Annotated in this window: 13 protein-coding genes; 4 read left to right on the top strand and 9 right to left on the bottom strand. The window is 50.7% G+C overall.

The window, feature by feature from the left end; translation table 11 throughout:
- Positions 1-8: 8 nt before the first annotated feature.
- Positions 9-350 carry a type III secretion system chaperone SigE gene (sigE, locus tag QEN31_RS14130; protein WP_000444724.1) on the bottom strand — a complete coding sequence of 114 codons (342 nt, stop codon included), beginning with the start codon at positions 348-350 and terminating at the stop codon, positions 9-11.
- Between the two features lie 16 nt (positions 351-366).
- Positions 367-2,052 (bottom strand): SPI-1 type III secretion system effector inositol phosphate phosphatase SopB, encoded by a 1,686-nt coding sequence (sopB, locus tag QEN31_RS14125; RefSeq protein ID WP_001166946.1) that lies wholly within the window; start codon positions 2,050-2,052, stop codon positions 367-369.
- A 331-nt stretch (positions 2,053-2,383) separates the two neighbouring features.
- On the opposite strand from sopB, the gene QEN31_RS14120 reads away from it, so the two are divergent.
- Positions 2,384-2,554 (top strand): YlcI/YnfO family protein, encoded by a 171-nt coding sequence (locus QEN31_RS14120; protein ID WP_001111006.1) that lies wholly within the window; start codon positions 2,384-2,386, stop codon positions 2,552-2,554.
- Here the strand turns inward: QEN31_RS14120 and QEN31_RS14115 are convergent, their stop codons facing one another.
- The 4 genes from QEN31_RS14115 to hprR form a co-directional block, all read right to left on the bottom strand.
- Positions 2,555-2,665 (bottom strand): hypothetical protein, encoded by a 111-nt coding sequence (locus QEN31_RS14115; protein WP_000174813.1) that lies wholly within the window; start codon positions 2,663-2,665, stop codon positions 2,555-2,557.
- A 108-nt stretch (positions 2,666-2,773) separates the two neighbouring features.
- On the bottom strand, positions 2,774-4,243 hold the full coding sequence (locus QEN31_RS14110) for a C69 family dipeptidase (RefSeq protein WP_000760228.1): 1,470 nt from the start codon (positions 4,241-4,243) through the stop codon (positions 2,774-2,776).
- Between the two features lie 172 nt (positions 4,244-4,415).
- Positions 4,416-5,780 (bottom strand): heavy metal sensor histidine kinase, encoded by a 1,365-nt coding sequence (locus QEN31_RS14105; protein WP_000240046.1) that lies wholly within the window; start codon positions 5,778-5,780, stop codon positions 4,416-4,418.
- On the bottom strand, positions 5,773-6,453 hold the full coding sequence (gene hprR, locus QEN31_RS14100; RefSeq protein ID WP_000698205.1) for a response regulator transcription factor HprR: 681 nt from the start codon (positions 6,451-6,453) through the stop codon (positions 5,773-5,775). The genes QEN31_RS14105 and hprR overlap by 8 nt, the downstream gene beginning before the upstream one ends.
- 135 nt (positions 6,454-6,588) lie before the next feature.
- On the opposite strand from hprR, the gene hiuH reads away from it, so the two are divergent.
- Positions 6,589-6,999 carry a hydroxyisourate hydrolase gene (hiuH, locus tag QEN31_RS14095; protein WP_000833188.1) on the top strand — a complete coding sequence of 137 codons (411 nt, stop codon included), beginning with the start codon at positions 6,589-6,591 and terminating at the stop codon, positions 6,997-6,999.
- Between the two features lie 332 nt (positions 7,000-7,331).
- On the opposite strand, the gene QEN31_RS14090 is transcribed toward hiuH, so the two are convergent.
- From QEN31_RS14090 to hpaR, 3 genes are all read right to left on the bottom strand, one after another.
- Positions 7,332-7,844, bottom strand: coding sequence for a 4-hydroxyphenylacetate 3-monooxygenase reductase subunit (locus tag QEN31_RS14090; RefSeq protein ID WP_001195556.1), 513 nt, complete (start codon positions 7,842-7,844; stop codon positions 7,332-7,334).
- 17 nt (positions 7,845-7,861) lie between these two features.
- Complete coding sequence (gene hpaB / locus QEN31_RS14085; protein WP_000801496.1) at positions 7,862-9,424, bottom strand: 4-hydroxyphenylacetate 3-monooxygenase, oxygenase component; 1,563 nt, start codon at positions 9,422-9,424, stop codon at positions 7,862-7,864.
- Positions 9,425-9,641: 217 nt separating this feature from the next.
- Complete coding sequence (gene hpaR / locus QEN31_RS14080; RefSeq protein ID WP_000543922.1) at positions 9,642-10,082, bottom strand: homoprotocatechuate degradation operon regulator HpaR; 441 nt, start codon at positions 10,080-10,082, stop codon at positions 9,642-9,644.
- Positions 10,083-10,356: 274 nt separating this feature from the next.
- On the opposite strand from hpaR, the gene hpaG reads away from it, so the two are divergent.
- Complete coding sequence (gene hpaG / locus QEN31_RS14075; protein WP_000679216.1) at positions 10,357-11,646, top strand: 4-hydroxyphenylacetate degradation bifunctional isomerase/decarboxylase; 1,290 nt, start codon at positions 10,357-10,359, stop codon at positions 11,644-11,646.
- Positions 11,643-13,109: a 5-carboxymethyl-2-hydroxymuconate semialdehyde dehydrogenase gene (hpaE, locus tag QEN31_RS14070; protein WP_000723524.1), complete on the top strand. Its 1,467-nt coding sequence runs from the start codon at positions 11,643-11,645 to the stop codon at positions 13,107-13,109. The genes hpaG and hpaE overlap by 4 nt, the downstream gene beginning before the upstream one ends.

The following is a 13,109-nucleotide window of genomic DNA, read 5'->3' as shown; positions in this document are numbered from 1 at the left end:
GTATTAAATTATGCATAATGCTCTTTCAATTGCTTCACGTTTGAAATGAATAATTCAAAACCAGTGAGCGCCTCTTCTTCGGTACTGGTTTGCGGCAAGCGATAAAGCGCCACTAAAGCAGTATTGTCTGCGTCAGCGCCGATAGTGACGGCGCTGGTGTAGTTCAGACGTAAAAAATGCTGCAAAGTCAGGATGTCGTCAGGCAATGGCATAAAGGGACAGCACATTTCCAGTGTATGATCGGATTCATTAAAATAAACCTGTATCCCATCATCAATGATAAGCAGTGGCTCATCTTCTGGCGCATCCAGGCCTAACGCGTCATATAAACGATTTAATAGACTTTCCATATAGTTACCTCAAGACTCAAGATGTGATTAATGAAGAAATGCCTTTTACTGACTGCCAAATATTTTCATCCCCAACTCGTTTTTGATAGGAAAGATTGAGCACCTCTGGCGATAAATTTTTCATTACTTTGTTTCCCGCCCCGCCCGTATTTTGTTTCTGAATCTCCAGGTTACCGCTATTCAGTAATACTTTTTGGAAAATTTTCTGTCCACCGCTATCCGGAAGACTACCAGGCGCACTTAACATATGGGTCTGATGTAAGGAAATGATCTCTCGCTTGATTTCTGAATCCATCATCCCTGTACGATCTTTGCCGCTTTTACAATTCCAGGCGGGTACCGCGTCAATTTCATGGGCTAACATGGCAAGGCGTTGTGCGAGTTTATAGGGTTCGCCGCCATCTTTATGATGTTGGTTATTTTTCCATATATCCTTAATCTGGCGCGCTAATGTATTGACGACCTCATAATTATCCGGGTATTGCGCCAGCCATTCGCCAACCCAGCCACCTGGTCTGGCTTCAGGGCGTAAATCATTGCCTAATAACTGATGTAGCGCCTCGGCATTATAGCTATCCGATGCCTTAAGGCCAAAGCCGAGCTTGAGCGCCAGCTCATTAACACCCACATTAAATGCGGCGACGTCCGGTTTTATTTTTACCGTCTGTAGATCGCCATCTTTATTGCGGATTTTTAAATGAATCATTTTTCCCGGCTGGGTCAACGATTGCCATGCGCGCATTTGGTCCTCGACCATCGTTCCCTCTTTGCCGAAAATATTCGACGCGGTGAGTAACCCGACGGATACCAGTTTCAGGCTTACCGCCTCGCCCGCTAAGGCTTTGTTAAGCAACTCAGGTTTACTAAAAAGTGCCGCAGTTAATACTTCTTTGGCTTTGTTTTCAGCGCCGACGTGACGCAGAAGCGGATCTTTTTCATGATAGGGGGAAAGCACGCCATGACGTATCCCGCAAAAAAGCGTTTTATCTTTACCGTCCTCATGCACACTCACCGTGGACATCCACAAATTATTGGCGTGATGAATATTCTTGGTATCCCAACTGCATACGCCCTTTCCCTCATAAGCACTGGGAAAGATATCTTTTGCGCCGATTTTCATCTCTGCTGCAGGGAGCTGCGTGTTGGTATAGTGATGCCCGTTATGCGTGAGTGTATTTTTTATGGTTTGCCAGGGCTGGTTATTAAGCTGCTTGACCTGAGCATCTCTAAACGCTACTGCCGCAAAGCGATGAGCTTCTTTTGCAGGTAAGCCATCCTGCTGCTGAGTGCGTGCTGCAATAAGTTCGATAAGATTTTTCTTCAATGCTTTTGCCGCGGCTTCTTCTTGTTTTGTTGCTGGCCGGTCCGCTTTAACTTTGGCTAACTCCATTTGGTTTGCCATTGACGTTAGAACCGGGTCTTGTTTACCCAGAACGGTTGCCGCGACGGTAAGAAGATCGCGCTGTAAGTTATAGAGGTTATGCAGCGAGTGGTTAGACGCCTTCTGATGCTGTAGATAATTCCCCCATGTCGCGCCGGGTTCTCGCAGGACAATAATTTCCGGGCGAGCGTCGGGCGCTTTAGCCGGCGCTTTGCCCTGGCCTGAGAGAATCTGCATTCCGTTGTATAAGGTTTTTTGTAGGCTTTTAAAAGCCTCCTGGGTTTTTAGTGAAGCTGAGTGATAGAAGCTCTGTATTTGCATAGCGTTTTTAATATTCCTGAATAGGGGAGTGGGAACATTCAACAGGGTTAACAACCCTTTAAAAGGATGTGACTTTTATGCACCAGGAACTTTAAAAAAATGTCCTTTTTAATGAGGAAACGCTTCTGATCAGGCGGGGAGGCATCCTGACGTCCATACGTAGTGGCGATCATGGGGGAGATCGGTACATCAAATGTTCATAAAATCTACAAACTTCACAATTTATGGCACAACTTTTATTGAAAACCCACCTTCTTGACTCAGATCAAATTCACCGATTTACTCCTGCGTAAAGTAACGGCGTTACATCAAATGTTATACAGGTGTGTGTATGCCAGCAAAGCCCCGGACAAGTAAGACCGTGACGAAGAATATTCGTTTTTCCTATTCCATGCTTGAACAGATAGAATTCGCGTTGAAATCTGAAAAGACGCGGAATTTTTCAGCATGGGTAAAAGAGGCCTGTCGGGAAAAGTTATGTAACACGGGACATAAGCTGTAGTTATCGTCTTATGTAAGAGGGGGCGGCCATTTTGAAAAGAACAACGTGCTTATATACCTCCTGGGTTTTTGCCGCTTTTGTCTCTCTGCTGATATTTGCCTGGAGTGTCATAAACTATCCTCTCTATGAATCCATAATAATTATTGTCTTTTATATCTGGCTAATTCTGGTACCGCTTTATCTTATTGTGTATGAGTGGCTAATAGATTGTCATTAAATTTATGGCTGCGTACTTGAAAAGTGATATTTCATATCTGTACGGTAAGTCATTGTCGTAATAATATTATTGGTCAGGCGACGGGCGAGCGTCTGCGCATTTTGCATCGTTTTATCTTCAAAATTTTGCAGTAAGCGTTGCGCTTCTTTCGGATGCGACGCATATAATCTCAGATAGCTCTGCTCCATCTTATACTGCTGCTTAGCTGTTTGCTGTTCAAATGTTTTCCAGGCGTGTTGCACATCTGGCGCAAACGCATTGTAGTCCTGCATAACCAGCGTTTGCAGCGTGCGGAATGTCCAGTAGGTAGAGTCGTTGCTCGCCCGATCGGTTCCTTTATCATCTCCGGGTTGATAATGACGCATCCCCTGATAATAGGGGAGATAGACGCTAAGAGATGGCATTCCATAGGCGATGTATTCTACGTTGCCGATAGCCTGCGGTAATTTCGGTCTGACCTGTAAAATATGTGACTCCTGGGTACGAAAAACGGATATAGGTCGCCATGGTTCTTGTGGATTATGACTGGCATAAGGGTCGTGCGACGTTCCCTGATAGTGATTGCGTAGCGCGTTTTTTACTGCCGCCACGCTGATCTTCGTTATTGGCGTTAAAAAAACAGGAAATGTTTCCCCTTCGCTAACGACCGTATCCAGATGCGGATTAAACTGGTGTTGTAGCGTCCAGACGCGCGGATAATTATAGGTGGTATCGTTTTTGTTATCCTGCGAATAGGCTTGATGAAAGTCGAATTCGCCGCGGGCCGGATCATATAATCCCTGCTTTTTCGCAAAGCTTACTAACGTTGGTGACGCCATATAATTCGCGTTATCATTCGGATCGTAATGGCGTAAACGTCCCTGATTGGCGGAAACGAAATAGCTATCTGCCGGAAGTCGTACTGCCAGCCATTGATGACCGCTTCCCGTCTCCAGATACCATATCTCTTTGCTATCAATAAACGCGACGCCGAAACCTTCGCCCGCGCCTTTTTGTTCAATAATATCTCCCAGTAATTTGGCGCCCTGACGCGCCGATTGCGCCACTGGCAGGATCACGGACTCAATGGCGTCTTCCGTGATTCCCGTTTTTGTCACGTAAGGATCGGCAGCCAGCGCCGCTCTGCCGTTATAAATGGTTTCCGTTGCGCTCATTCCGACGCCCGCCGAATTGAAACCGGCTTCACCCATGGCGTTATCGTTAGTATCAAAGTCATGAATCGCCGTATAGCGCATCGCTGTCTCCGGAAGCGGCCAGCTAAAATTGTTCCGATGTGCTTTATACTCGCCTTGTTGATGAAACGCGATGGGATGAATAACCTTATGCTTGGCGTTATTTGCCGAGCCATCTTCGTTGCGCGCGATAATGAAGGAGCCGTCAGCCGAAGCCTGATTGCCTACCAAAAGGGTAGTACAGGCGATGACTTTACCCATACCCAGCAGCGTAACGGCGAATGCAAGATACTTTTTCATAAAGGTTCCCACTGAATAACGCATTATGGGATGAATTGACCCTGGATTGGAAACCGAGAAAGTGATCGAGCCAGCAATATTCTTTGCCGGCATCCTTTATTTTCTCTTTATTGAGGTTGTATTGATAACCACAGCCCTGTGGCAGGGAAGGGGAACAGAACCTGTCCTGACCTTAGCTATCACCACTATCAGGCAGACGAACCGAAAAGATATTATGTTCATCGGCATAGCGGTAAGATGCCGAGCCACCGTGTAATAGAGCAATCGCGTTAACTAACGATAACCCCAGGCCGAAACCGGCAGTGTGGCGGGCATTATCTCCTCGCCAAAAACGCCGGAAAAGCTTATCCGCATCGGCGGGGTGGCTGCCTGGATTAGCGACCCGAATTTCTGCAACGTTATCATCATAAGCGCTTTCAATACGTATCACGGCGTTTTCATCAGAATAACGGATGGCATTCGTCAGCAGGTTTGAGAGCACTCTTTGTAATAATATTTCGTCAGCCCATACCGTTCCCTGACATTGATTTATAAAACAGATGCGCTTCTCCTCGGCAAGGGGGCTAAGATAATCCAGCATATTTTCGACCAGCGCATTGAGCGAAACAGGCTGTTTTTTTACCGCTATATTCTGGTGCTCCGCGCGTGCCAGAAAGAGAATATTTTCTGTCAGTCGCGACAGTCCCTCCAGCTCTTCAATATTATCGACAAGGGCTTGTTGATACTCTTCGGCGCTGCGTTCCTGACTCAGCATCACCTGATTCTTCCCCAGTAAAATATTAACCGGCGTGCGCAGCTCATGCGCCAGATCGTCGGCAAATTGGTTCAGGCGTTCAAAATCGTCGGAAAGCTTCTGGCGCATGGTATTTAGCGCTTGTCCAAGCGGCCTGAGCTCAACGGGTAACGCCTGTTCCGCCAACGGCTGGCGAAGTGTGCCGCTATCTGTCGCCGCGGTGAGTCGGCTGAGCGACGTAATGGCCCGCAGCCCGTTTCTGATGACTAATGGACTGAGCGCCGAACAGACGAGGATCGCGATAAGGCTCATCAGCAAACTGTTGCGGCGATATTGCGCCAGCATTTGCCGCCTTTCCGTCGCCAGCCTGGCAATAGTAAGGGTCAGCGGGTCATCGCCGCTTCTGGCGCTTACGCGTACCGCGGTCAGTTCCGTGCCTTGTACCGCCTGGCGAAATAAGGTTTCGCGGGTGATGTTTTTAGTCAGCGGAATCTCGTTAAAGCGTTGGTCGGGGATGCCGCTATGATTAATCGCAACATTGTGGCCTGTTGCTGAATGGATCAATAAGATGTCCTGCTTCGTATCCACCATCCGATTGAAATAGAGCGGCAGATTTTCCGGCCTGGCGCCATCCAGTAACAGTTGCTGCATTTGCGCCGCCCGATTTATTAGCGTCATATCATCCCGATACGTTAATTCTTTGCTCAGCGCGTTATAGAGCGTCCAGCTAATGCCGGTACAGGCGAGGATAAGGATGGCGATAAAAGAAATTGTCAGGCGCAGCGTCATTGATAACTTAACCATTCTGCGACGTTTCCGCCTGTAATCGATAACCCATCCCCCGGACGGTCATAATGAGCTTCTTTTCAAATGGATCGTCTACTTTGGCGCGCAGCCGACGAATCGCGACATCAACGGTGTTGGTTTCACTATCAAAGTTAATTCCCCAAACTTCGCTGGCGATCGCGGTTCGGGGCACGATTTCTCCTGCCCGGGACGCCAGTAACCAGAGGAGCAGGAATTCTTTGCGGGTCAGGGAAATCGGTTTGCCATTTCGTGACACTGATTGCTTTGTGGCATCCATGTCCAGACCATTGATCGTCAGTCGAGTAAAGGCAGGGACATGCTGTCTGAGTTGAGCTCTCACCCGGGCCAGCAGTTCGGCGAAGGAAAAAGGCTTAACAAGGTAATCATTAGCGCCCGCCTCAAGACCTTTGACGCGATCCTCAACCGAGTCGCGCGCCGTCAGGCAAATAACAGGGGACTGATGCGCAGTGCGTAACGCGCGTAAAACCTGCCATCCATCAAGCCCCGGCAGCATAATATCAAGAATAATCAATGAATAATGTTCCTGAAGGGCCAGGTGTAATCCGTCTCGTCCATCACAGGCATAATCAACCACATAGCCTGCTTCCGTGAGTCCCTGACGTACCCACTCAATGGTTTTCTGGTTATCTTCAATCAATAAAATCTTCATCAACGCAGTATGCCATAGGCTTGTTAGCGAATCCGTAAATCTCCAACAAGATGACATAATTGTCATGTCCGTGTAAGGTTAATCCTGGACGCGCCAGATATATTTTCCTGCATCAATACCGTAAAGGAGTGAAGCATGAAACGATATATACTGGCTACCGTGATAGCATCTCTTGTTGCAGCCCCGGCAATGGCGCTGGCCGCTGGCAACAATATTCTCAGCGTACATATTCTCGATCAGCAAACAGGTAAACCGGCGCCCGGCGTGGAGGTGGTACTGGAGCAGAAAAAGGATAACGGATGGACGCAATTAAACACCGGGCATACCGACCAGGATGGACGTATTAAAGCACTGTGGCCCGAAAAAGCTGCCGCGCCGGGGGATTATCGCGTTATTTTTAAAACCGGCCAGTATTTTGAAAGTAAAAAACTGGATACGTTTTTCCCGGAGATTCCCGTCGAGTTTCATATCAGCAAAACGAATGAACACTATCATGTGCCGCTGTTATTAAGTCAGTATGGTTATTCAACCTATCGCGGGAGCTAATTTAGAGCCTATCCCATTAGGGTTATTTTACTTGCCATTTTGGTCCTGGGCAGTGCTCGCCAAAACGCGTTAGCGTTTTGAACGCCGCTTGCGGCGGCCCGAAGGGCGAGCGTAGCGAGTCAAACCTCACGTACTACGTGTACGCTCCGGTTTTTGCGCGCTGTCCGTGTCCAAACTGGCTGCGCCAATAACGCCTGGTGGGATAGGCTCTTAGATTGTATTAATCGCCGCGATTTATGGCGAGCAAACATCGCGGCGGGAATAAAAATCTTCAGCGTATCGACTCTTCTCCCACAAGCGGTGGTTATCCCGCTTGTGGGCATGAGTGACGGTTAAACAGGCGCTTCCATCTCAAGTCTGACCGGATGAAAACGGCGTTTGAAATAAATCAGGCCATGCCCATCCTGGCTAAGAATAATATTTTTGATCGCCACCAGATACACCAGATGCGTGCCAATGGTTTGTACCTCGCTGATCTCGCCTTCAAGACCGGCCAGCGCGCCGTTAAGTACCGGCTGGCCCAGCGGCCCGTTTTGCCAACATGGCTGGTGAAAACGCTCTTCCATCGCCATCCCCGTCATACCGGCAAAGTGGCGCGCCATCAGCTCCTGCTCATGGTTAAGTACATTAATGCACAGCCTGCCGTTACCCTGAAAAACGGGGTTCATGGCGCTATTGGCATTAATACATACCATTACGGAGGGCGGCGTATCGGTGACGGAACAGACCGCTGTTGCGGTGATACCGCAGCGTCCGGCGTGACCCGCCGTGGTTACGATGTTGACCGCTGCCGCCAGACTTGCCATCGCATCGCGAAAACGCAGACGTTGTTCATCTACTTGCATGAGAACCTCCTGCCGCGTTATTTCAGCAGCTTATCCAGTTGATTGATGTCGTCGTTATTGTGCAAATGCGAAACCGTCCAGCCATTCTGATCGTATTCGGAGAGGCAGCGATCAACCATTGCCATCATCTTATCCATATTGCCGGAGCTCTGGGCCTGACGCAGGCACTGCAGACGAATTTCATCCTGGCTGCCCGAGTAGTTAATCTCGTACAGCTCATGGCGACCGCCAAACTCGCTGCCGATGGCATCCCACATCAATTTAAGAATTTTGATACGTTCAACATGGTCCATTCCGTTAGAGCCGCGTACGTATTTCGCCAGGTACTGGTCGATTTGCGGATTATTCAGATCGCGGGCGCTGGAAGGCAGGTAAATCAGGCCGCTGGTAACGTTACGTTCAATAATATTTTTAATTTTCGCGTAGGCCATTGGGGCCATCACACGATAGGTTTGCAGCGCGGCGTGGTCCGGTAGCCAGGCGCCGTTTACCCACGGGGTTGCTTCGGAACACATAGAATCGCTCAATGCCCAGAACATATTGCGCCAGGCCACGACTTCGCCGAGATCGGCCTGCACGCCCCGGAACTCTACGGTACCCGTACATTCGAGCGATTTTTTCAGCAGCGCGGTAATGAAATCAAGTTTAACCGCCAGACGAACACAGGCTTGCAGTGGATACATACGGGCAAAGCCGCCTTCCATCGTCCAGCGACGGCAACGATCGAAATCACGGTAAATTAATACGTTTTCCCACGGGATCAGCACCTTGTCCATCACCAGAATGGCATCGTTTTCATCAAAGCGGCTGGAGAGTGGATAATCAAACGGCGAGCCCGTCGCGCCCGCGACCATTTCATACGAGGCGCGCGAAATAAGTTTTACGCCTTCGGCATCCATTGGCGCGACAAACATCAGAGCAAAATCCGGGTTTTCGCCCATCACCTGGGCTGAGCCGAAACCAATCATGTTGTAGTGAGTCAGGGCGGAGTTAGTGGCGACGACTTTCGCCCCGCTGACAATAATCCCGGCGTCCGTCTCTTTCTCCAGCTTGATATAGACGTCTTTCACTTCGTCGGCAGGTTTGTGGCGATCAATGGGCGGGTTGACGATAGCATGGTTAAAGTACAGGCCGGTCTCCTGAATACGGGTGTACCAGTTACGGGCGTTCTGCTCAAACTGGCCGTAGAAGGCTGGGTTAGCGCCCAGAGCGCAGCCAAAGGCGGCTTTGTAATCCGGTGTGCGTCCCATCCAGCCGTAACTCAGGCGTGACCACTCGGCGATAGCATCACGCTGTTGGCGCAGATCGTCTGCGCTTTTCGCCACGCGGAAAAATTTATGCGTATAACCGCCGCTGCCGGTATCGGTATTCCAGCATAGGGTATCTTGCATCGACGGTTTATGTAATGCGTCATACAGTTGTGCGACAGAGGCTGCGGCATTGCGGAATGCCGGATGTGTCGTAACATCTTTAACGCGTTCGCCGTAAATATAAATTTCCCGCCCGTCCTGCAGGCTTTTTAAATACTCTTCGCCCGTTAACGGACGCTTGTTATCAGTACGAAAATCTTCAGGTTTCATTGCGGCCTCTTCCTCGTTAATCGGAATGTTTTGTTAATAATATGTTTCTTATTTGTTGTTCAATTGAATAGGCAGAAGCGTAAACTGTGAAGAGACTTTCAGGACAACGGCGGGTACTTTTCAGATGAACGTCGAAGAAGAAGAGTAAAATGCGATCGCCGTCAACGTTGTAAGCGGGAGGGGATTCCCGTGTCGGCGGCGTGGGAAGGTAAGAATACTATGCTTCCGCTTCGCTATCAGGATGCTGGCGTCCCAGAGCAATAAGATCGTCCAGCAGCAGCATCAATTGCTGTGTTTTTTCGGGCGTGAAATCGGCCTCAATTTTTCGATAAGCCTCTTCTACCTGGCTTCGGGCACGGGCGTACAACGTTTGTCCCTGCTCCGTCAACATGACATATAACTTACGCTGATCGTTAACCGGCTTGAGTCGCAACACCAGTCCGTCTCGCTCCATGCGCGTCAATATTCCGGTCAGACTTGGACGCAAAATGCAGGTACGAAAGGCCAGCTCGTGAAAATCCATAGAGGGGCTATCGGCCAGGATTCGCACAATGCGCCATTGCTGGTCGGTCAGATTGTGGCTTTTAACGATGGGGCGGAAATAGGTCATTGCCGCTTCGCGCGCCTGAAGCAATGCGATGGTTAATGAATCATGCATAAGCGTTTCTCTTTTGCAGAATTATTAATACCTGAATAATCGTGTTTACCGATGTGAGCTATGACATCTGTTTTATGTCCAAAGTTTAACAGAAACAAGGGGCTTTATTTAACTATTTGATATGTATGTGTTTAATAATAAATTTGTGAAAATATTGTTAATCACATCACAAATACTTTACTTCAGCTTGCTAAATGTACAGCGAAAGCATAAATCTAATCATTAATATATTAATGAAATCACAGCCCGTTAAATCGGCCTGAGGAGTTTATGTATGAAGGGTACTGTTTTCGCCGTTGCGTTAAACCATCGCAGCCAGCTTGATGCCTGGCGAGAGGCTTTCTCTCAGCCTCCCTATAATGCGCCGCCTAAAACCGCAGTGTGGTTCATCAAGCCGCGTAATACGGTGATTCGTCACGGCGAACCCATTCCTTATCCGCAGGGAGAAAAGGTACTGAGCGGCGCGACAGTGGCGCTCATTGTGGGGAAAACCGCCAGCCGGATACGCCCTGAAGCGGCGGCGGACTATATCGCCGGGTATGCGCTGGCTAACGAGGTCAGCCTGCCGGAAGAGAGCTTTTATCGCCCGGCGATTAAAGCGAAATGTCGCGATGGCTTTTGCCCGCTGGGTGAAATGGCGCCGCTGAGTGATGTGGATAACCTCACCATTATCACGGAAATCAACGGACGAGAAGCGGACCACTGGAATACTGCCGATTTACAGCGTAGCGCCGCACAACTGCTTAGCGCGTTAAGTGAGTTCGCTACGCTTAACCCTGGCGATGCGATCTTACTCGGTACGCCGCAGAATCGCGTTGCGCTGCGTCCCGGCGATCGGGTGCGTATTCTGGCGAAAGGTTTACCCGCTCTGGAAAATCCGGTTGTCGCAGAAGATGAATTCGCCCGCCACCAGACTTTTACGTGGCCGCTGTCAGCGACGGGTACGTTATTTGCGTTGGGGTTGAACTACGCCGATCACGCCAGCGAGCTGGCATTTACGCCGCCGAAAGAGCCGCTGGTATTTATCAAAGCGCCAAACACCTTTACCGAACATCACCAAACGTCGGTGCGCCCGAACAACGTCGAATATATGCACTACGAAGCCGAGCTGGTCGTAGTGATTGGCAAAACGGCGCGTAAGGTGAGCGAAGCCGAAGCCATGGAGTATGTGGCCGGTTACACCGTCTGTAACGACTACGCGATCCGCGACTATCTGGAAAACTACTACCGTCCGAATCTGCGGGTAAAAAGCCGCGACGGCCTGACGCCGATAGGCCCGTGGATTGTGGATAAAGAGGCGGTTTCTGATCCGCACAACCTGACGTTACGCACCTTTGTCAACGGTGAGCTGCGGCAGGAAGGGACGACCGCCGATCTGATCTTCAGCATCCCGTTCCTGATTTCTTATCTGAGCGAATTTATGACGTTGCAACCGGGCGACATGATTGCCACCGGTACGCCGAAAGGGCTGTCCGATGTGGTGCCGGGGGATGAAGTTGTCGTGGAAGTAGAAGGCGTGGGCCGCCTGGTTAACCGAATCGTCAGTGAGGAGAGCGCAAAATGAAGAAAATAAATCATTGGATTAACGGCAAAAATGTTGCAGGTAACGACTACTTCCAGACCACTAACCCGGCGACCGGTGACGTGCTGGCGGAAGTGGCCTCCGGCGGTGAAGCAGAGGTGAACCAAGCTGTCGCGGCGGCAAAAGAGGCGTTCCCGAAATGGGCCAACCTGCCGATGAAAGAGCGCGCGCGCCTGATGCGCCGCCTTGGCGACCTGATTGACCAGCATGTGCCGGAAATCGCGGCGATGGAAACCGCCGACACCGGCCTGCCTATTCACCAGACTAAAAACGTGCTGATCCCGCGCGCCTCGCATAACTTCGAATTCTTCGCCGAAGTGTGCCAGCAGATGAACGGCAAGACCTATCCTGTTGACGATAAAATGCTCAATTATACGCTGGTGCAGCCCGTCGGCGTCTGCGCGCTGGTGTCGCCGTGGAACGTGCCGTTTATGACCGCGACCTGGAAAGTCGCGCCGTGCCTGGCGCTGGGCAACACCGCGGTGCTCAAAATGTCCGAGCTGTCGCCGCTGACTGCCGACAGGCTGGGCGAGCTGGCGCTGGAGGCAGGAATTCCGGCAGGCGTGCTGAACGTGGTGCAGGGCTATGGCGCGACGGCGGGCGATGCGCTGGTACGCCACCATGACGTGCGTGCGGTGTCGTTTACCGGCGGTACCGCCACCGGTCGCAATATCATGAAAAATGCCGGGCTGAAAAAATACTCGATGGAGCTGGGCGGCAAATCGCCGGTGCTGATTTTTGAAGATGCCGACATTGAGCGCGCGCTGGACGCCGCGCTGTTCACCATCTTCTCGATCAACGGCGAACGCTGCACCGCCGGGTCGCGCATCTTTATCCAGCAGAGCATTTACCCTGAGTTCGTGAAGCGCTTTGCCGAACGCGCGAATCGCCTGCGTGTCGGCGATCCGACCGACCCGAACACCCAGGTCGGCGCGCTGATTAGCCAACAGCACTGGGAAAAAGTCTCCGGTTATATTCGCCTCGGCATTGAAGAGGGCGCAACGCTGCTGGCGGGCGGTGCGGAAAAACCCACTGACCTGCCTGCGCATCTGAAAGGCGGTAACTTCCTGCGCCCAACCGTGCTGGCCGATGTCGACAACCGTATGCGCGTCGCGCAGGAAGAGATCTTTGGGCCAGTCGCCTGTCTGCTGCCATTCAAAGACGAAGCGGAAGGGTTACGTTTGGCGAACGACGTGGAATACGGTCTGGCCTCTTATATCTGGACCCAGGACGTGAGCAAAGTGTTGCGCCTGGCGCGTGGGATTGAAGCCGGCATGGTCTTCGTCAACACCCAGAACGTCCGCGACCTGCGCCAGCCGTTCGGCGGCGTGAAAGCCTCCGGTACCGGGCGCGAAGGCGGCGAATATAGCTTCGAAGTGTTTGCGGAAATGAAAAACGTCTGCATCTCAATGGGCGACCATCCTATCCCAAAATGGGGAGTTTGA

It is taken from the genome of Salmonella sp. SA15303, from assembly GCF_029962125.1.
Lineage (GTDB): Bacteria > Pseudomonadota > Gammaproteobacteria > Enterobacterales > Enterobacteriaceae > Salmonella > Salmonella enterica.
The sequence above is the reverse complement of the archived record's forward strand: the minus strand, read 5'-3'. Positions and strand labels throughout refer to the sequence as shown.

Excerpts from the sequence above, each read along its gene's own strand:
- sigE (WP_000444724.1), bottom strand. The coding sequence starts at position 350 with ATGGAAAGTCTATTAAATCGTTTATATGACGCGTTAGGCCTGGATGCG.
- hprR (WP_000698205.1), bottom strand. The coding sequence starts at position 6,453 with ATGAAGATTTTATTGATTGAAGATAACCAGAAAACCATTGAGTGGGTA.
- hpaG (WP_000679216.1), top strand. The coding sequence starts at position 10,357 with ATGAAGGGTACTGTTTTCGCCGTTGCGTTAAACCATCGCAGCCAGCTT.
- hpaR (WP_000543922.1), bottom strand. The coding sequence starts at position 10,082 with ATGCATGATTCATTAACCATCGCATTGCTTCAGGCGCGCGAAGCGGCA.
- QEN31_RS14115 (WP_000174813.1), bottom strand. The coding sequence starts at position 2,665 with ATGACACTCCAGGCAAATATCAGCAGAGAGACAAAAGCGGCAAAAACC.
- QEN31_RS14090 (WP_001195556.1), bottom strand. The coding sequence starts at position 7,844 with ATGCAAGTAGATGAACAACGTCTGCGTTTTCGCGATGCGATGGCAAGT.
- QEN31_RS14110 (WP_000760228.1), bottom strand. The coding sequence starts at position 4,243 with ATGAAAAAGTATCTTGCATTCGCCGTTACGCTGCTGGGTATGGGTAAA.
- QEN31_RS14105 (WP_000240046.1), bottom strand. The coding sequence starts at position 5,780 with ATGGTTAAGTTATCAATGACGCTGCGCCTGACAATTTCTTTTATCGCC.
- hpaE (WP_000723524.1), top strand. The coding sequence starts at position 11,643 with ATGAAGAAAATAAATCATTGGATTAACGGCAAAAATGTTGCAGGTAAC.
- sopB (WP_001166946.1), bottom strand. The coding sequence starts at position 2,052 with ATGCAAATACAGAGCTTCTATCACTCAGCTTCACTAAAAACCCAGGAG.
- hiuH (WP_000833188.1), top strand. The coding sequence starts at position 6,589 with ATGAAACGATATATACTGGCTACCGTGATAGCATCTCTTGTTGCAGCC.
- hpaB (WP_000801496.1), bottom strand. The coding sequence starts at position 9,424 with ATGAAACCTGAAGATTTTCGTACTGATAACAAGCGTCCGTTAACGGGC.
- QEN31_RS14120 (WP_001111006.1), top strand. The coding sequence starts at position 2,384 with ATGCCAGCAAAGCCCCGGACAAGTAAGACCGTGACGAAGAATATTCGT.